The organism is Clostridioides sp. ES-S-0010-02 (genome assembly GCA_020641055.1).
Classification (GTDB): Bacteria; Bacillota; Clostridia; order Peptostreptococcales; family Peptostreptococcaceae; genus Clostridioides.
In genome coordinates this window covers 3,807,211-3,827,137 of the sequence record CP067345.1, presented here as the reverse complement: position 1 = coordinate 3,827,137, position 19,927 = coordinate 3,807,211, and the positions used below count along the sequence as shown (strand labels likewise).

Sequence of the window (19,927 nt, the reverse complement as noted above, 5' to 3'; positions counted from 1 at the left end):
TAGAATGTGAGATAATAAATTAAATAAAAAATAAAAAGCAATGACATTATAATTTTTTAGTAAGTACAATATGGATGGATTAGGAGCGAAGTTTATGATAGTGGGTATTATAGGTCCTTCAGACTCTGGCTTTAAGATAAAGGAAGACTTAAAACAGATAGATAGCAATTTAGAAACTAAAATATATGTAAGAGAAAAAGTAGTAGATACGGTAGAAGTTATTTCAAAATGTGAAGATGAATGTGATGCTATTATATTTACAGGATGTGGAGTCTATGAGTTTATAAAATCTAAACATGAAATAAGTAAACCACATTCATTTGTTCCAAGAAGTGGGACAAGTATAATGAAAGCATTTTGGGCAATAAAGAGCGAAAATATAAAGCTAGATAAATTTAGTATAGATGTAGTTGATAGATATGTTGTAGAAGATGCACTTAAAGAGTTTGATATTGAAGCTACAAGTATATTTTGTAGGCCATTTTCTTTAGAAGTAGGAGAATCTGAACTTGCAAAGTGGCATATACAATTGTTTGAAGAAAATAAGACCGAGATAATGATAACTGGTTTTGGAGCAGTGTACAATGAGTTAAAGGAAAGAGGTTATCCTGTATTTCGGCTACAAGCAACTATACAATTAATCAAAGAAAGTTATGAGAAAGTGAAGAGTGAATATGCTCTAAGTAAGGCTAGATTTTCTCAAATTGCAGTAGAAATATTGAGTCTAATAGATTATAAAGAGAAGATAGAAAACTATTATTCTGATATGATAAAAAAATCAGATATGGATAAGCTTGTAGTAAACTATGCAAGAAGTATTCAAGGTTCTTTATTTTCGTTTGGAAGAAATGATTATGTGGTATTTGTTCATAAAGGTGTAGCTGATAATGAGTACAATTATGATAAATTATTTAAGTTAAAAAGAGATATAAAAGACATGGGATTTTCTCTTAGTATAGGTATTGGGACTGGAGTAACTGCATATCAAGCTGAAAATAATGCACATAAAGCATTGAGACATTCAATAGATTCAAAAGAAATTGGTATATATTTAGTAGATGAAGATGAAAATATAAGGGGTCCTTTAGCCTCAGAAAATGAATTAAATTACTCCTTAGTATTGTCTGATGAAAAAGTAATAGAAATATCTAAAAAAACTGGAATGAGTTGCGAATCAGTAGCAAAAATTATAGCTATAAGTGAAAATAGAAAAAGCAAGATTTACGATTCAAAAGAATTGGCAGAATATCTAAATGTAAGTGAAAGAAGTGCAAGGCGTATACTGAATAAAATAGTAAGTGCAAATCTAGGGAGAATATGTGCTAAAGAAACTAGTATTGGTGGAGGTAGACCAAAGAATATTACTGAGATATTGTTTTAAAATATTATATAAGATTGTATGAAGTGTCATATAAAATACTAAAACCTATGTAAATCAACTTTTTAAAATAGTACTTATAGAGTTGAAAATACATAGGTTTTTAATTATGAGATTTAAAAAGTAATATTGTATAAAAGTATTTATATGAGTGATAGTACTCTAATTTATCGTTAATTTTTTACAATTCATCATTTAACTTAATCATATGATAAACTATTTTAGCAGTATCATATAATTCATCTATATTTACATATTCATTAACTGTGTGTACGTCATACATCCCTAAACTTAATATAGCACAGTTATATCCAAGATTAGCTAGTATATTTGCATCACTACCACCACCAATTATCATTGGATTTGGAACAACACCAACTTGTCTTATTGCTTCCTCACTTAATTTAAAAACATGACTGTCTCTACTAAGTTCAAAACTTGGATAAGACATATTATGTTCAAAAGTGTAAGTAGTATTAAATTTAGATGCAGCATCTGAACAACATTTTTTCATATGATTAAGTTCATATTCTAAAGTTTCAGGGACATGAGACCTGATTTCAGCAGTCAATGTAACCTTATCAGTTACTATATTTGTAGCTCCACCACCTTCTATTTTACCTATATTTGAAGTTGTCAGAGAATCTATTCTACCTATATGCATATTACTTATAGCATGAGAGGCAACAAATATAGCATTTATACCTTTTTCAGGTTCTATACCAGCATGTGCTTTTTTACCATCAAAAGATATTTTTATAGATTCTTGTGCAGGAGCCTTATATGCTATAGAACCAATAGCTCCACCAGAATCTAAAATCACCATATCCTTGCAAGGTAAGTTATCAGGGTTAAAGTTTTTAACACCATGCATACCAGCTTCTTCACAAATTGTAAAACATAGATATATATCTCTATGTGGTATTTTTTCTGTAATAACATGTTCTAGAGCTTCTAGGATAGCAGCTATACCAGCTTTGTCATCTGCACCAAGTGTAGTAGTTCCATCACTTCTAACTACATTACCATCTAGTATTGGATTTACACCTAAACAAGGTTGAACTTGGTCCATATGAGCACATAAACAAAGAGGTCTACTTCCTTTTTCTCCTTTTATATATGCGATAACATTTCCCGTATTACCACCATATTTTTCACCAGCATCATCTATAATAGCGTCTATATTTCTTTCTTTTAGATAGTTTACTATCCACTTGGACATTTCTAATTCTTGATTAGATGGGCTGTCAATCCTAACCATATCCATAAAGTTATCTATAAGTCTATTTTTACTTAACATAAATCATTTCTCCTTTTAGAAAAATTTAAATAAATTACATACTATAAGAAGGGAATATTCCAGGTCCTAATGGAATATTAAACACCATAAATAGTATCAATAGTATAGTCCATACTATCAAGAATGATATAGAGTATGGTAGCATATTAGCTATTACAGTACCCATACCAGCATCCTTATCATACTTTCTTGTAAATGCTAGTATAATAGGGAAGTATGGGAATAAGGGGCTAAGTGGATTTGTTATACAGTCACCTATACGATAAGCCATTTGTGTAAGTGCTGGATTGTATCCGACCATCATAAACATTGGTACGAATATTGGTGCAAGTATAGCCCACTTTGCAGATGCACTTCCTATAAATAAATTTATAAAGCATGATAATATAATAAATCCTATCAATAATAAAGGACCATTTATTCCTGCTGATTTCAAAAACTCTCCACCTTTTACAGCGAGTATCAAACCTAAATTACTATTTGTAAATAATTGCAAAAACTGTGAAGCAGCAAATGCTAGTATTATATATCCGCCCATATCACTCATTGCACCAGCCATTATAGAGACAACATCTTTATCCTTTTTTATCTTACCTATAGTTTTTCCATATACAACACCAGGTATAAAAAAAGCTAAAGCTATTATAGGTACCATACCTTTCATAAGAGGAGCATTATTTGATAATAAATCTCCTGTTTCTGGGTCTGCTAAGAATGGTTTTTGACCAATTACACTAAGTGCTATCATAATTGCTGCATATATTAATATACTTATACCAGCTTTTTTAAGCCCTTTTTTTTCTACATCACTAAGGCTACCATCAACATCTAACTCTGCATTTCCTTCGTATTTACCAAATCTAGGAGCTACAATTTTTTCTGTTACCCAAGTTGCTAACAATATTAATACAAAAGTTGATGCTATCATAAAAAATAAGTTCATTGTTGCATTAGCTTCAAATCCAGAATCAATCATCTGAGCTGCTGGTACTGTAAAGCTTGCAGCAAGTATATCGTTAACACTTATCATGATGTTTGCTGCAAATCCTAGACAGACTGCGGCATATCCAGAAAATAAACCTATAAGTGGATGTCTTCCAACACCAAGATATACAAGTGCAGCCAATGGTGGGAATAGTATTGTACCTGCATCTGATGCAATATTTGCAAGCATACCTATAGTCATTACAACAAGAGTTACTTTTGTTTCAGGAATTTTGCTTACTGATGCCTTTATTGTTGCTGTCATAAGTCCAGTTTTATCACAAACACCAGCGCCTATCATAGTAACTAAAACTAGTCCTAAAGGTGCAAAGCCTTGAAAATTACTAACAATATTTCCTAATAAAATCTGAAGTTGTTCTACAGTTAATAAATTTACAGCAGTTATAGTTTCGCCAGTACCAGGATGAACTACTGATATACCCATAGAACCGATTATGCTAGATAGTATAAGTAAAAGTACACATAATCCTAGAAATATTGTAACTGGGTCTGGTAGCTTATTACCAACAATTTCTATTCTGTTTAATGTTCTGTCAAAAAAGTTTTTCTTTTTAACTACGTTATCATTCATAATATCCTCCCTATGTTTTTAAAATATAATATTGAAAATAAGTATTGTGGTCAAATTTATAATATAAATTATGACTGTCAATTTAAGACGTGTCCACAATGTGTCCTAAAAAAAGTATAAAATAAACTTTTTCCTATGTCAATGTAATTTTCTGAATTTTCTGGATGAGTGATGTTAATTAAATATGCTTTAAGTAGATTAATGACGAATTATATCTAAGTTATTTGTATTATATATATACTTTAAAATTAATTTTAAAACAAAACTTTATAAAAATCTAGTGGAATATTAAGTTAGTAAAAGAATAAATTAATAAAATACAAAACTTTATAACAACTAAATAACAACTCAAGTGGAGTATTTAGGTTAGAACTAAAAAATAATATGTAAGGGGATAAATTGTCATAAGGTTATATGAAAAATATAAAAAGATTAAAGAATCGTAGAGAAATAGTAAAATACACAAGTTTATATTATGATGAATATAACCTATGTAGGAGCTCTTTTTAATGACTTTTGTATATGAGAATGATATAATATATTCTAACAATAAGTAAAGAAATATTAAAATAAAATTAAAAATATTAAGTTATTTATATGTTTTTGTAAACTAGATAGTAATATTATTATATTTTTATAAAAAATATATTGGAAATATAATCAATTTATATAATTGGAAATTATTGGGTTAATTTTAATAGAAAAATGAAAAAATATGAATAATAGCTCTATATGATAGTTAAATCACTCTTTAAATTAATAAATAATGTGAGAGTTCATTTATAAGTGTATCAACAGTAGTTGAATTATAGAAGTATTAAAATAATTCATGAATAAGAGTGTGGAATGTACAAGGGAGGTAGGATGTTAGAAACAATATTAAAGAATTTTAAAGCAAAGAAGATGAATTTGTATAAATCTGAAATTAGATTGAGAAATTATAGATGTTTCTGCGGTTTGTCATTATTAGGACTCACTATTTCAGCTATGGTGTTTGTATTTGGATTGATTTTATCAGAAGTTGTTACTTTTAATATAGAGTTTTTTATTATACTTGGATACTTTTTTATTCTTTATATTATTTCTAAATTTTACTTAAAAAAACACTTTCAGCATATAACGCTTATCTTTTATTTGGCATTAACTCCAGTTATGATAATGGGTATTTTGATGGGAACTTTTCTAGATAAAACAGAACCATCAATCACAATTATGGTCTTTATATGTGTACTTCCTTTATTCATATTGGATAAACCATGGAGAATTACTCTCTACATAACAGGAACTGCTATAATCTATGGTATTTGTTGCTTTATAGCAAAGGATATAAATATGTTTATGGCGGATTTAGTTGATTTAGTTACTTTTTATTTTTTATCTGTGGGTGTTAACTTTTTTATTCTGAATGACCGTATCGAAAGTGTAGAAAACTACATTAAATATAGAACTAAATCAGAAATTGATTTATTGACAGGTATATATAATCGAGGTGCTGGTGTTGAAATGATTGAACATCTTATGGACGAAAAAAAGTATGGTGCTTTTATTCTTATCGATATAGATGATTTTAAATATATCAATGATTCCTATGGTCATATTGTAGGTGACCGTTATTTACAAGCTGTAGCTGATAATATAAAGAATATTTTCTATGATAGTGTAGTTTTAAGATTAGGTGGTGATGAATTTGCCATCTATGCTAAGGATTTAAAGAATGAGGAGAATTGTAAAATACGCTTTGAGAAATTATTTGATGCATTAGATAATATGGAAGATTTATCACAAAATGATTATGTATTTCATATTAGTTTAGGATGTTCAATTTGTGATAAAAACATTGCTAATTTTGAAGATTTATATAGTAAGGCAGATGAAGCTCTTTATGCAGCAAAGGAAGCAGGAAAAGGGTGTTATCGAATAAACTGATTTAATATTTTATCATGATTTTTATGTATATGTAATATATAATTTTTAAAAAGAAAAACGGTAGTTTCAGCTGGAATTTTGAAACTGCCATTTTTCTTTTCTGATTTTTTTGTAACTGGAAGCCAGACTTCATGTTCTGCATTTTGTAGGTATGAATTTAAGTAAACTTCTATATCTGAAATATTTTCTACATATTTATAACTAGAGTCAGGAAGCCACTCTGTTCAAATTCAACGTTCTAAATATTGTATGCTTTCTACAAAAATGGTAACCTTGTAAATATTACAATAAGTAGCATCAGTAAATATCTATTATGTTTACCAATGCTATTTTTTGCAAATTTATAGTATAAAGTGCTAACTGTAATATCAAGTTTTTATTTTTCAAGGTATGCTTTTAAAGCAAGACCAATAAATTTTGATGCTCCATCTCCATATTTATTATCGTTAACCTCAATAAATACAGGGTTTGATATATAATTTTCAGACATAATAGGCCAATAATTATCTCCCATATCTATTCCATTATTAATTTTATTAGTAAAAGAAATCAGTTCTTTAACTAATTCTTGGACATCTAAAGATGCAACATCTTTACTTAGATTTTTTGTAAGTTTTCTTGTAATATCATCACCTTTTTTAATAAGGTTAAGTACTTCTGATTGAGAAATAGTAGTACTGTTAGATAAAAAATTTTGAAAGTTATTTTCCATAGCCTTTGTGTATTTTTCAAGACTTCCAAACTGCTTAATTGCCATATTTGCTATTTCATTTTCATATGATTTGATTTCTGAAGTTATTTTATCAAAATCTTCAATGCTTTCAGTTTGTGCGACAATCTCATCAGTGTGAGATTCTTTGAACTCAGTTAAAATATGAAAATACTCACTCATATTAAAATCTTTAAAATCCACACATTTATCTACTTTTATAAGTTTATTAAGTAATTCTAATAGAGCATTTAATCTATCTCGCTTTATTTGGATTAGTTCTCTTTGATTTTTAAATGCAGTTAGACAATCAAATTGAGGATTTTCCATGATTGCTTCAATTTCTTTTAATGTGAAATCAAGTTCTTTAAAAAATGTAACTTTTTGTAGAACTTCTAATGCGTTATCATCGTATAATCGTAATCCATCAGTAGTTATTTTTGTAGGTTTAAATAAACCAACTTCGTCATAAAACTGTAGAGTACGTATACTGACACCAGTTAATGAAGAAACTTGTTTTAATGTCATCATTTCAACTCACCTTCTTTCGTACCCTAATAATTGAGAGTTAGCTAATATTTTTTTATAAGAAATATACAGTATTTGTAAATGCTATCTCTAACTACTAATGTATGCTATTACTATACATGAGGATGAATATATTTGTTATATTTTTTCTAAATAAATATTGAGGACTTTACGAAGGAAAAGAAAAGATGGTATAGCTTTTAAAGCATATACCACCTTTGTATTATAAAAAGAATACTTAATAGACCTATAAAGTTTTGTCGTGTTTTTCTAAGAATGTTAAGTATTCTTCTTTAGTCATAACTGGTGTAAAGGCATCTAATATACCTTTAGTCTCTTTAGCATTATCAAAAAGAAGGTCTATAACTGTAAGTGCCATAGCCTTAGCAGGTACTATGTAAGCTAAGTCTTCATCAATTATTTCAAAATCTCTTGTATGAAGAGCACCTTTTACACCACCAATCATAGGGTGAAGGGTAGGCATTATATGAGATACATCTCCAAAATCAAATGAACCAGTGAAATCTCCACCATCAATAATTTTTCCTTTTAAACCTAAATCTTCAAGGTTATTTTTAAATAAGTTATCAAGGTTTTTGTATCTTAATATTGGTAGATACCCAGGAATTTCAGTTATTTCAACATCAGCTCCAACCGCCATTCCACCAGCCATCAATGCTTTATTTATTCTTTTATTAGCATCTATCATGCCGTTTATAGTTCTAGCTCTTACATATGATTCCATATGAACATCAGCAGGAACAACATTTACTATATCTCCACCTTTTGTGATGATAGGATGGAATCTAACTCTTTCAGATTCTTTAAAAGTCTCTCTAAGTGCATTTACATTATTTATAGCAAGCATTGCTGCATTTAAAGCATTTATTCCATCATGTGGAGCAGAACCAGCATGAGATTCTTTTCCTATAAATTTAACTTTTTTGCCGACAAAGCCATTACTTTCAGGACCAACTAGAGCCTTATCTTCTCCTAAATCTGAAGAGTGAAACATCATAGATATGTCTATATCATCAAAGTAACCTCTTTTTATTAGTTCTTGTTTTCCACCAAAGTAAGTTATTTTTCCTTCTTTTTTCAATTGTTCCCTGTATTCCAATTCAATAAATTCTTCAGCAGGAGTAGCCATAAATGATATTTTACCATCTAAATGTTCTAAAACCCCACTTTTTACTAAACCAATAGCTGCACCTAACATTCCAGCTATTTGTATGTTATGTCCACAAGTATGAGATGCACCTATTTCATTAGAATCTTTGTGTTCTTTGCATGATATACCATCTAATTCTCCAAGTATAGATATATGAGGACCTTCTTTACTAGAATTTGCATCTGCCTTACATCCTGTAACAGCTATATTTTTTTCGACAGATAAGTTTAGTTCTTGTTCAAAAAAGTTTGAAACAGCTTCTGTAGTTTTATACTCTTTATATCCATATTCTGGGTTTTTGTAGATTCCATGACCTATTTCTAATATTTTTTCTTTATTTTCATCGATAGTCTTTATTACTAGAGATTTTAATTGTTCTTTATTCATAATAAGTTCCTCCTATATTTTACCTTGAATACTTAAAACTATATGAGCTATACTTGCACATGCAAAGAATATAGTTGTAAAGACAACAAGTGATATTATAACTATTTTCCATGACATTTCCTTTAAAGCTTCTATTTTGTTTCCAACAGAAATTCCTGCAAAAGCTAATAGAGGAGTTGTTATAGCCATAAAATTAATATTATTAGTGTTAGTTAAGAATACTTCAGATGTTGGGCTATATGGCATACTAAGTAAAAGACCTATTATAGTTGCAAATCCAAAAGCAGGAAATATTGATTTAGGAAATAAATCCTTTATAATCATAGCAGCCATAGCAGCTAATATTAACATTACCATTCCAGGAAAAGCTGTTACTATAGATGTACCAACACTAATTCTTTGTCCTATAAGAATTATAACTCCAATAATAGACATAACCAATAATTGATATGAACTTTTCTTTAAATCTAAATTAGCAAACATTTATTAGCACTCTCCTTTTGTAGTTTTTGTTTCGTCAGTTTTTTTACTTCTTGAAAATTTAGGTTCTAAAATTTTGTACATAAAATTAGTAAATGGTAAAGATACAAAGACCAAGAATATAATTCCTGTTATACTAGACATCATATTACTTGTTGCTGCATAGGCAAGTATTGTATCTGCCATTTCTGGAGGTACCATGGTAGAAAGAGAGCCAGCAGCAGCAGTCATCATACTTCCACTACCAACACCACAAGCCATTCCTAAAGCATATGGATGAAGGCCACTATAAATTGAGACTGAGCCTAATACGCTAAAATATATAGTACCAAGAACTGTACCCATTAAATATGTACCAAGTACGCCACTACCTTCTGGAGAATTTATCCCATATTTTTCAGATATAACTCCTAAAGAGGGTTCACGGCTTATACTTGCAGTAGCTCCAATAGCTTCTCTTTTCATACCAAATATTAATGCAAGAGGTAATGCAACTATTGGTGCAAGTATGTGACCAAATTCTTGAGCAAGAAATGCAGGTCCAGCTTGAATTATCTTATCGATGTTTGGGCCAACTGTAGTCCCATATTTTATACCAAGCATTACTAGCGCAATTCCAACAACTTCACCAGCAATATTGATTTCTTTTTCTCCAATAACTTTTTTAAGTGCTTTAATTTTTTTGCCTAATAAGTCAGGTGTTATTATAAGTCCGATTATAACTGCATAAAGCATTGGAAATAGTATTATAGAAGCTGAGCCAATAGCTAATGTTCTTTGTCCTATAAATTCACATACTACTACTAAGATTAAGCAAGTTAAAAAGACTTGAATAAAGTGTTTTTTATTAATTTCCATGATTGCCTCCCTAAAAAAATAAATATTGTACTTATTTGAATTTGAAATAGAAAATACGTTTTCTTGAATATAATACGTTTTCCTAAATTACATAAAATTATATAGTAAAATTGTTTTTCAAATAAGTTTAAGAACTGTCAATAACATGTCCTTAATTAAGGATAAATCAAAAATTTAACATTGTCAACGAAAAAATATGTAAAATATTACATAACTTCAAAATATTAACATATAAATTTATTTATTAAAAATTTACTTAAATATTGTATGAATAAAATATAAAAAGCCTTAAAATAAATAATATAATTATAGAAAATAAAGATAAATATAATAATCTTAGTAGGTGATAATAGATGAAAATAAATAGATTAACAGAAATAATAGTAATACTATTAAATAAAAAATTAGTTACTGCTAAAGCATTGGCTGAGAGGTTTGAAGTTTCTACAAGAACTATATATAGAGATATAGAAACTCTGTCTATGTCAGGAGTACCAGTATATATGACTAAAGGCAAAGGAGGAGGAATATCTTTAATAGAAGAATATTCTATAGACAAAACTATATTGTCAAAGGAAGATAAGGAGAGTTTAATAATAGCACTTCAAACATTACAAGCAACAAAGTATCCAGAAATAAATTCAGTAGTAGATAAAATTGGCTCAATATTTGGAGAAAGTAATTTTGCAAACTGGATTGAAATAGATTTTACTGAATGGGGAAGTAATTTTAATGAGGATGATAAATTTACAAAAATAAAAAATGCTATTTTAAGACGCAATACTATAAATTTTGATTATGTAAATAGTTTTTCAAGTCAGACAAATAGGACTGTTGAACCGATGAAGCTAATGTATAAAAGTAAGACTTGGTACTTGTATGGGTTTTGCAAATTAAAGGACGATTTTAGAATATTTAGAATCAGTAGAATGAAAAACTTAGTAGTAAAAGAAGACATATTTTCAAGAAAGATAATTGAAGAGGCATACTTAGATGACTCTAAAATAATTAAAGAAGATACAGTAACTCTGAGGCTAAGATTTAAGGAAAAGATTCTCTATAGAGTTTTTGATGATTTTAACAATGATTTAATAACTAAAAATGAAGATAATACATATGATGTAATTGCAGAATTCCCAATTGGAGAGTGGATTTATGGATATATCTTATCTTTTGGAGATAGTGTTGAAGTACTTGAACCTAAATTCATTAGAGATAATGTTATAAATAGATTGAAAGAGATGCTTAAGATGTATTCCTTATAAGTTACTATTACTAAATTTAATTATATTAAAATATATGACATATAGATGTCGTATTTTATAAATTATAATTAAATTAAAGAAACAGATAATCAAAAGCAATCAATAAAGCTAAAGTGAGGTATAAAGTATGGATTATGAAATAGTACATATAAGTGAAAAAATAGTTGTGGGTGTATCAAAAGAAACTACAAATAACAACGGACAAGCAGTAAAAGACATAGGTGAATTATGGAAAAGCTTTATGGGGAAGGGTATCTATAATGCTATAAAAGGTAAAAAAAATGATAAAACAATAGGTTTATATACAGACTATCAAGGTGATTTTACAAATCCATATAACTTTGTAGCATGTTGTGAAGTAAATAGTGAAGATGATAAGGACAACAACTTAAGTGAATTTAATGAAAAAGATATTTGTGGAGAGTTTGTTATAAGCAAAGTTATACCAGGTGGTAAATATGCAAAATTCACTATAACAGGAGATATACAAAAGTCAGTAGGAGAATTCTGGTTTGAGTTTTGGAAAATGGATTTTGATAGAACTTATATAAGTGATTTTGAAGAATATCAAAATAATACATATGATATGAATAAGCAAGAAGTTCATATTTACATTGGAATAAGATAAATTCATTGATAAATTTTAATATATAAAACTTATTATAGGAATAAACAAGTTGATAATCATGAGGGAGTGTACTATACACTCCCAATTTTTATTTTATCTTTAAAAGTGATAATATTGTGATTTCTTTAAGTATACAATTTTTGAATAGTTCACAAAATTATCTATAATCGTTTATAATCAATATTTTGTTCATAATTTAAATCTTCCTTTAGCAATATGTAAGAATTTATTAATTAATAATAGGATATAAATTTAATTATAGTTCAGCCGATAATAGATGTATATTATATAAATATTTTCAATTTATTATATATCTATATAATTGGTTTTTGACAACTTTTTACGTTTTTGTGTTTTTTACGTTTTTATGTGATTATGTTTTTAATAACTCGTCAAAATGCAAAACATATATTACAATAGATATATAAGTTTTTTAATTTATAAACTGTATTAATAAAGTTGAATATAGTATAGCATGAATATGTACTTTTATTTATAGATGAAATGTATTTATTATGTAGGGAAAATAGTCAGTAAGTATAAACAATGACTGAAAAATAATAGCATTTATTGTTACAAGTATGGAGGAGTTAGTTTTATGGAAAATAAAATTTTAATAGTAGATGATGCTATTTTTATGAGAATGATGATTAAAGAAGCTCTGAGTAAAAGTGGCTACGAGAATTTAGTAGAAGCAAGTGATGGAGAAGAAGCTTATAATATGTTTAAAGATGAAATGCCTGATTTGACATTACTTGATATTACAATGCCTAAAAAAGATGGTCTAGAGGTATTAAAGGAAATAAAAATGTTGGATTCAAATGCTAAAGTGGTGATGTGTTCTGCAATAGGGCAAGAAAATATGATTGTGGAAGCTATAAAGCTTGGAGCACTAGATTTTATAGTAAAACCATTTAAAACAGAAACATTGGTTAAAGTTGTAAATAATGCCTTAAAATAAAGGCTGTAAATACACCTTTATATAGTAAAAATACATAAATGTAACAATAGAGGGAGGGGTTTATATTATAAATTATTCACAACTTGATAATATTCATATAGATGCTCTTAGAGAAATTGGTAATATAGGCTCTGGGAATGCAATTACTGCACTTGCATCCATGATAAATAGTAAGATAGAAGTATTAATACCCATGGTCAAGATACTTAAATATAATGAAGCTACAAATTTACTTGGAGGTCCAGAAAACAAGGTTGTATGCATTCTACTTGATATGAAAGGCGATATTAATGGGATGTTTATGTTTTTGTTGGATGAATCAATCACTAAACTTATGCTTAATTCTCTTTTTAATAAAGATGAAGCTTTCTTAGACGAAATTACAGGTATTGAAATTTCTGCAATCAAAGAAATAGGAAATATTATGGCAAGTTCTTATGTAAATGCTATTGCATCTATGCTAAACATGAACATAAGTATTTCGGTTCCAGATATGTGTATTGATATGGTCGGAGCTGTGTTGAATGTTCCTATGATAAGATTTTCTGATGTTGGGGACAAAATTTTATTTATAGAAAATAAATTTAAAAATAGCGATAATTATTTTATTAGCCACATATTGATGATTCCAGAAATGGACTCGCTTAAAGACATATTAGTAAGATTGGGATTATCAGTATGAGTAGAGAGATAGTAGTAAATATTGCAGACATGAAAATAGTGTATAAACCAAATGTTTTGGTTACTTATGCACTTGGTTCTTGTGTAGGAGTATGTTTAATAGATAAAACAGCAGGAATTGGTGGAATGTTACATGTTATGTTGCCATATAGTAAAGATGCTATTCACATTGAAAATAAATATAAATTTGCTGACACAGGAATAAAGGAACTTATTAAGTCTATGGAGCATATAGGTGCAAATAGGACATATATAAAAGCAAAAATAGCTGGAGGAGCCCAGATGTTTTTAGGAAATAGTAATTCATCAATTGCAAGCATAGGGTATAGGAATGTTGAAGCAGTAAAAAAAACTCTTTTAAGCTTAAAAATTCCAATAATAGCAGAAGATACAGGAATGAATTATGGAAGAACAATACGCTTTTATACTGAGACAGGCGATTTAATTGTAGACTCAATAAATAAAGGAAAGAAGAAAATATAGATTATTTTTATTTAGAAGATATTTAAGGGGGAGGTATTAAATGAGATTTCCAGATGACCCATATTTAGGTTATGAGTTAGTAGATGAGGGGATTAAGTACCTAAAATTTAAAATGGACGAACAGAACTTTGGTATTGAACTTGAAAAAGTCATAGAAATTGTTGGGAATCAGGAAATCATATTTATTCCAGAACTTCCAACCTATTCAAAAGGAATAATAAATTTGAGGGGAAAAATTATCCCGATAATAGATATGCATTTGAGACTGAGGAAAAATAATTTAAATACTACTGATTATGTATATATAGTAATAGCCGGATTGGAAAATTTAGTAGTGGGATTTATGGTTGATAAAGTTGAGGAGATAATAGATTTAGAAGAAAATCAGATATCACCTCCACCAAGGGTTACTCTTGAATATTCAGATTATTTTGTAAGTGGTATTGGAGAGATAGACAATCAAATAATTACCTTGTTAGATTTGAAGAAGCTTTTGACTGATGGAGAAGAACTTTTGATAGATGAATTGCTTTTTAAATACAATTAAACTATCATGTAACACAGATATATAATTTAGTGACATTGTAATTATATTATAATGAGAACATTTGGAACTATAGTGGTATAATTATTAAGTGTAAGAATTTTAAATTATTAAAATTTGAATATATTATGTTTAAGAGAGGTTTGGATATGGAAAATAAGCAACAAGGAACAATTTTAGTTGTTGATGATAGTGTTCTAATGTGCGATTTAATAGATAAAACACTTACAAAAGATAATTTTAAAGTCATAAAAGCATTTAATGCAATAGAGGCAAAAGAGTGTATTAAAGAGTGTACACCAGACATTATTCTGCTTGATATAATTTTGCCAGACAATTCTGGATTTGAATTGTGTAGAGAACTCAAATCTAATATTCGTACAGAAGATATACCTATAATTTTTATAACTTCAAAAAATACAGATACAGATGTAGTAAAGGGTTTTGGAGTAGGAGCAATAGACTATATGGTAAAACCTTTTAGTATGACAGAATTAAAAGCTCGTGTTATGGCTCATATTGAAGTCAAAAAATCTCAAGATAAATTAAGAAAAATAAATAATGAACTGGAATCTTCTCTTGAAAAATTAAATAGATTAGTTGTAAGGGATTATCTAACAGGTCTTTACAATAGACGTCATATAATTAATCAGCTTATGGAACAAAGAAAAATTAATAGATATAGTCATGAAACAGTATCTCTTATTCTTGGAGATATTGACGATTTTAAAGTTATTAATGATACTTATGGTCATGAAGCAGGAGATTTTGTGCTAACAGTAATCTCAAGTATAATTAAAAAGAATTGTAGACAAATTGATACTGTATCAAGATGGGGTGGAGAAGAATTTTTGATAATGCTCACTAATACTTCAATAGAAGGGGCAAAAATACTTTCAGAGAGAATTCGCAAAGAAATAAAGGAATTTGAATTTAACTATAAAGGAAATGAAATAAAGTGTACTATTACATTAGGAGTAGTAGAGGTAAACTCAAACATATCATTAGAAGAAAATATATCCCTAGCAGATAAGGCAATGTACGAGGGAAAAAATCTAGGAAAAGATTGCAGTGTAGTAAGTACAATGAATGGACTAAAGAAGATATAGATTGATATCTTGATAAACTTACTTTATAAAGGAGTATAGATATGAAAAGAGAAGTAAAGCTTTCCAAATTGGCAATAGTATTGCTAATTATTATAGTACTAGCTGTTATGGCAGGCATTTTTTCTTCAATTTCATCTTATAAAGCATTTGAAAAAGTGGAAAAAAGTATCAATGACATGAACAATTTGAGAAATGAAAGTCAGTATATAAAAGACACAACAAGAGAAGTTTGTGACATGTTAAGAAGGTACGTTTTTACAGGTGAAAAAAAGGATAAAGATGTCTATGAAAAAGAGCTATATGGAAAAACAAGAGAATCTGCTTTAAATAAACTTGAAAAAATTGGTCTTACAAAGACTGAGTCAAATAAAATTTTGGAAGCTAAGGAGATATCTGATTCTTTGGTACCAAAAGAACAAAGTGCTATAAATGCAGTTGAAAGTAATGACAAGAGCTTAGCTCAAAGTATAATTTTTAGTAGCGAATATGTAGAATCTCAGGAAAAAATGGATTCTTTAATAGATGAATTTCAAGAGGATGTAGTTACTCGTTCAAATTCTGAAATTGTAGAAGTTAAAAAAGAATTACAAAGTTTGATACTAAGAACGATATTTATACTCTCACTATTAATCATATTAACAATAATAGAATATGCAGTAATAAAACTAAAGATAGTAATTCCTATTAATAAAGTAGAAAAACATTTTTCAAGAATTGCATCGGGTGATTTAAGAACAAGTATAGATGTTGAAGAAAGTAAATCTGAAATAGGAATGTTAGTAAGTTCTGTCAAAAAGATGCAAGATATGTTATTAAATTATATAGACCTTATAGACAGTACATTAACTAGCATTGCAAAAGGGGATTTAAGAATAGACATAGAACAAGAATTTATAGGAGATTTTAAATCAATCAAAACATCATTAGAAAGTATAATAAATTCTTTTAATGATGATTTCTATGAAATAAATCTGTCAGCTGAGCAAGTTGCAAGTGCATCAGAACAAGTAGCAGCAGGAGCACAAGCTCTTTCGCAGGGTGCTACTGAACAAGCTAGTTCAGTAGAAGAATTAGCCTCTACAATTAATGAAATATCTGATGGAATTAAGCAATGTGCAGATAGTGCTAGTCTTGCATGTGAAGTATCTGACCAATCAGCATTACAAGTTGGTTTTGGAAGTAGATGTATGGATGATATGATGACATCAATGGAGGCAATAAGTGAAAAATCAAATGAAATATCAAAGATAATCAAAACCATAGATGAGATAGCTTTTCAAACTAATATTCTTGCATTAAACGCAGCCGTTGAAGCAGCAAGAGCAGGCCAATATGGTAGAGGATTTGCAGTTGTTGCAGATGAAGTTAGGTCTTTGGCTGGAAAAAGTGCTAAAGCAGCTCAAAACACAGCAATTCTTATAGAAGAAGCTATTAAAACAGTGGAAAATGGTGTCAAAATTGCAAAAGAAACTGCAAAAGCATTAGACTTAGTTGTAAATGGTGTAGAAAAAACTACTGATTATATTAATGGAATTTCTTCATCTGTGCATAGTCAAGAGATAGCAATTACACAGATTTTATCTGGAATAGAGCAAATTTCAATAGTAGTTCAAATGAACTCTGCAACAGCAGAGGAAAGTGCTGCAGCTTCAGAAGAAATGTCTGCTCAAGCACAAATTTTAAAAGAATTAGTAGAAAAATTTCATCTAAAAGAAAGTGAGATAAGAAAATCATCGTGGATTTAGATTATAGAATATTATATATAAGAAAAAATAGAAATTTATTTGTCGACTGTAGGTGATAAATATGAATTACATTGAACCAAGTATGAGACCAATGTTAGATATGTTTATATTTGAGACAAGTCTATTACTTGAGCAATTAGATGAAATTATGATTCAGACAGAAAAAGAAAGAATATTTAGCGACAGTAATATTAATGAAACTTTTAGAATTATGCATACAATAAAAGGCTCAGCTTCTATGATGGGTCTAGATAATATGTCTGCTTTAGCACACAGTGTAGAAGACCTATTTTATATTATACGTGAAAGAAAAATAGAGATTATAGATAATGATTTATTGTTTGATTTAGTTTTTCAAGCATTAGATTTTATAAAATATGATGTTGGTAAATTACAATCAGGAGATTGTACAACTTCTGATTGCTCTAGCTTTATAAAAGATATTGAAGATTATGTAAGTACTCTAGAACTATCAAGTTCTACAAAATTACAAGATAAGTTGAACTTAGAAGACACATACGAAAAAGAAATAACTAATTTAAATTTTTTATATAGAGAAGGTTCAGACATAGTCAAAATAGTTTTTGAACAAGATTGTATGATGGAAAATGTAAGAGCTTTTATGCTTACATTTGAATTGCAAGATTACTGTGAATTTCTAGCATTTTATCCTGAAGACGTAGAAAAGAATACAGGTACAGCAGAATATATTAAAAAATATGGATTTTATATACAATTTATTGCTAAAGATGATAAAAACATAATTTATAAAACAATAAAAGATAATCTATATGTAAAAGAGTATTCAAATGTTGATAAAGATGATATATATACAAGTGAAAAACAGGATGATATGTTGGTGAAAAACCCAAAAACTAATTTGGAGACAAATTCTAAAGATGAAAATAATTTTGTAAAAGAAAAAAGTGCATTACAAGAAAGTGTCTTAAATGAGAAAATTGACTTAGAGCAAGATGTTTTAATTGAAGGAAATGAGCATCTTCCTATAAGTAAACAAAATATTATGACTGTAAATTTAGAAAAACTAGATTTACTTCAAAATATAGTTGGAGAAATTGTAATTATGGAATCAATGGTTGTAAATAGTGTAGATTCTAAAGGTGTTGATATAGATAATTTCAATAAAGCAACCAGACAATTACATAAGCTTACAGATGAATTGCAGGATATAGTAATGTCAATGCGTATGGTTAAAATTGCAGGTGTATTTCAAAAAATGCATAGAATTGTACGAGATATGAATAAAAAATTAGATAAAAATGTTGAACTAGTAACTATAGGAAATGAAACAGAAGTAGATAAAAATGTAATGGATAATTTAGCAGAACCATTTATGCATCTTATAAGAAATGCTATGGACCATGCAATAGAGCCTGCTGATGAACGCATATCTAAGGGTAAAAAAGAAATAGGAACTATAATTTTATCTGCTGAAAATTTAGGCGGAGAAGCTGTCATAAGTATTTCAGATGATGGCAGAGGTCTCATGAAAGATAAGATTTTGGAAAAAGCTAAAGAACAAGGTCTTCTTAAACATCAAATTAATGAATATACTGATGATGAAATTAACTCTTTAATTATGACTCCAGGATTTTCTACAAAGGAATCTATAACTGAATTTTCTGGTAGAGGAGTAGGGATGGATATTGTTCGTAAAAGTATTGAAAAAGTTGGTGGTTCAATTGGTGTAAAAAGTACAAAAGATGAAGGAACAACATTTACTATAAAAATACCACTGACACTTTCTATAGTAGAAGGTATGGAGTTCAAAGTTGGAAACTCGATGTTTACTTTGCCAATATCATCAATAAGAAGTACATTTAAACTTGCAGATTTAAGCCAAGTAATTAAAGATGGTAGTGGAACAGAATTAATTACAATATATGGAGCATGTATTCCTATTATAAGATTGCATAAAATATATGATATTCATACAGATATAACTGAATTAGTAAATGGAAATATGATAATCATAGAAAATGAGTATAAAGCAGTATGTATTTTTGTGGATGAAATAATAGGAACTCAACAGGTTGTAGTAAAGCCATTTCCAGTTTATTTTAACAGATTTAATATGAAAAACAATGGTTTTTCAGGATGCACAATACTTGGTGATGGAAGTATAAGTCTGATTATAGATGCAGATAACATTATGGAAATATATTAGGGGATTTAAA

At 28.5% G+C, this 19,927-nt stretch carries 17 protein-coding genes; 11 read left to right on the top strand and 6 right to left on the bottom strand.

Translation table 11 applies throughout. The features are described from left to right. The first annotated feature begins 94 nt into the window (after positions 1 to 94). Positions 95 to 1,381: a transcriptional regulator gene (locus tag JJC01_17780; protein UDN57986.1), complete on the top strand. Its 1,287-nt coding sequence runs from the start codon at positions 95 to 97 to the stop codon at positions 1,379 to 1,381. 178 nt (positions 1,382 to 1,559) lie between these two features. On the opposite strand, the gene JJC01_17775 is transcribed toward JJC01_17780, so the two are convergent. Further along, on the bottom strand, positions 1,560 to 2,678 hold the full coding sequence (locus JJC01_17775; protein UDN57985.1) for a M20/M25/M40 family metallo-hydrolase: 1,119 nt from the start codon (positions 2,676 to 2,678) through the stop codon (positions 1,560 to 1,562). 34 nt (positions 2,679 to 2,712) lie between these two features. Next, positions 2,713 to 4,254 (bottom strand): AbgT family transporter, encoded by a 1,542-nt coding sequence (locus JJC01_17770; GenBank protein ID UDN57984.1) that lies wholly within the window; start codon positions 4,252 to 4,254, stop codon positions 2,713 to 2,715. Between the two features lie 864 nt (positions 4,255 to 5,118). Here JJC01_17770 and JJC01_17765 point away from each other — a divergent pair. Continuing rightward, positions 5,119 to 6,180: a diguanylate cyclase gene (locus tag JJC01_17765; GenBank protein ID UDN57983.1), complete on the top strand. Its 1,062-nt coding sequence runs from the start codon at positions 5,119 to 5,121 to the stop codon at positions 6,178 to 6,180. 376 nt (positions 6,181 to 6,556) lie between these two features. Here the strand turns inward: JJC01_17765 and JJC01_17760 are convergent, their stop codons facing one another. The 4 genes from JJC01_17760 to JJC01_17745 form a co-directional block, all read right to left on the bottom strand. Then, positions 6,557 to 7,420, bottom strand: coding sequence for a MerR family transcriptional regulator (locus tag JJC01_17760; protein ID UDN57982.1), 864 nt, complete (start codon positions 7,418 to 7,420; stop codon positions 6,557 to 6,559). A gap of 244 nt (positions 7,421 to 7,664) precedes the next feature. Further along, positions 7,665 to 8,975: an amidohydrolase gene (locus JJC01_17755; protein UDN57981.1), complete on the bottom strand. Its 1,311-nt coding sequence runs from the start codon at positions 8,973 to 8,975 to the stop codon at positions 7,665 to 7,667. Between the two features lie 12 nt (positions 8,976 to 8,987). Further along, positions 8,988 to 9,458, bottom strand: coding sequence for a hypothetical protein (locus JJC01_17750; GenBank protein ID UDN57980.1), 471 nt, complete (start codon positions 9,456 to 9,458; stop codon positions 8,988 to 8,990). Between the two features lie 3 nt (positions 9,459 to 9,461). Then, a complete protein-coding gene (locus JJC01_17745; protein ID UDN57979.1) occupies positions 9,462 to 10,313 on the bottom strand; it encodes a DUF3100 domain-containing protein in 852 nt (283 codons plus the stop codon). A gap of 353 nt (positions 10,314 to 10,666) precedes the next feature. Here JJC01_17745 and JJC01_17740 point away from each other — a divergent pair, with 353 nt between their 5' ends. From JJC01_17740 to JJC01_17700, 9 genes are all read left to right on the top strand, one after another. Beyond that, positions 10,667 to 11,578, top strand: a complete 912-nt coding sequence (locus JJC01_17740; GenBank protein ID UDN57978.1) for a YafY family transcriptional regulator — start codon at positions 10,667 to 10,669, stop codon at positions 11,576 to 11,578. A gap of 127 nt (positions 11,579 to 11,705) precedes the next feature. Then, the gene (locus JJC01_17735) at positions 11,706 to 12,206 is read left to right on the top strand and encodes an effector binding domain-containing protein (GenBank protein ID UDN57977.1); all 501 of its coding nucleotides are present in this window, start codon (positions 11,706 to 11,708) and stop codon (positions 12,204 to 12,206) included. A gap of 598 nt (positions 12,207 to 12,804) precedes the next feature. Next, positions 12,805 to 13,167, top strand: a complete 363-nt coding sequence (locus tag JJC01_17730; GenBank protein UDN57976.1) for a response regulator — start codon at positions 12,805 to 12,807, stop codon at positions 13,165 to 13,167. Positions 13,168 to 13,231: 64 nt separating this feature from the next. Further along, positions 13,232 to 13,849 (top strand): chemotaxis protein CheC, encoded by a 618-nt coding sequence (locus JJC01_17725; GenBank protein ID UDN60213.1) that lies wholly within the window; start codon positions 13,232 to 13,234, stop codon positions 13,847 to 13,849. Then, positions 13,846 to 14,331, top strand: coding sequence for a chemotaxis protein CheD (locus JJC01_17720; GenBank protein UDN57975.1), 486 nt, complete (start codon positions 13,846 to 13,848; stop codon positions 14,329 to 14,331). Before JJC01_17725 ends, JJC01_17720 begins: the two co-directional genes overlap by 4 nt. Positions 14,332 to 14,371: 40 nt before the next feature. Beyond that, entirely contained in the window at positions 14,372 to 14,878 is a 507-nt protein-coding gene (locus JJC01_17715; GenBank protein UDN57974.1) for a purine-binding chemotaxis protein CheW, read from the top strand. A 146-nt stretch (positions 14,879 to 15,024) separates the two neighbouring features. Beyond that, positions 15,025 to 15,984 carry a diguanylate cyclase gene (locus tag JJC01_17710; GenBank protein ID UDN57973.1) on the top strand — a complete coding sequence of 320 codons (960 nt, stop codon included), beginning with the start codon at positions 15,025 to 15,027 and terminating at the stop codon, positions 15,982 to 15,984. Positions 15,985 to 16,025: 41 nt separating this feature from the next. Next, positions 16,026 to 17,729: a HAMP domain-containing protein gene (locus JJC01_17705; protein UDN57972.1), complete on the top strand. Its 1,704-nt coding sequence runs from the start codon at positions 16,026 to 16,028 to the stop codon at positions 17,727 to 17,729. Between the two features lie 61 nt (positions 17,730 to 17,790). After that, positions 17,791 to 19,917: a chemotaxis protein CheA gene (locus tag JJC01_17700; protein ID UDN57971.1), complete on the top strand. Its 2,127-nt coding sequence runs from the start codon at positions 17,791 to 17,793 to the stop codon at positions 19,915 to 19,917. The last annotated feature ends 10 nt before the right edge of the window (positions 19,918 to 19,927 follow it).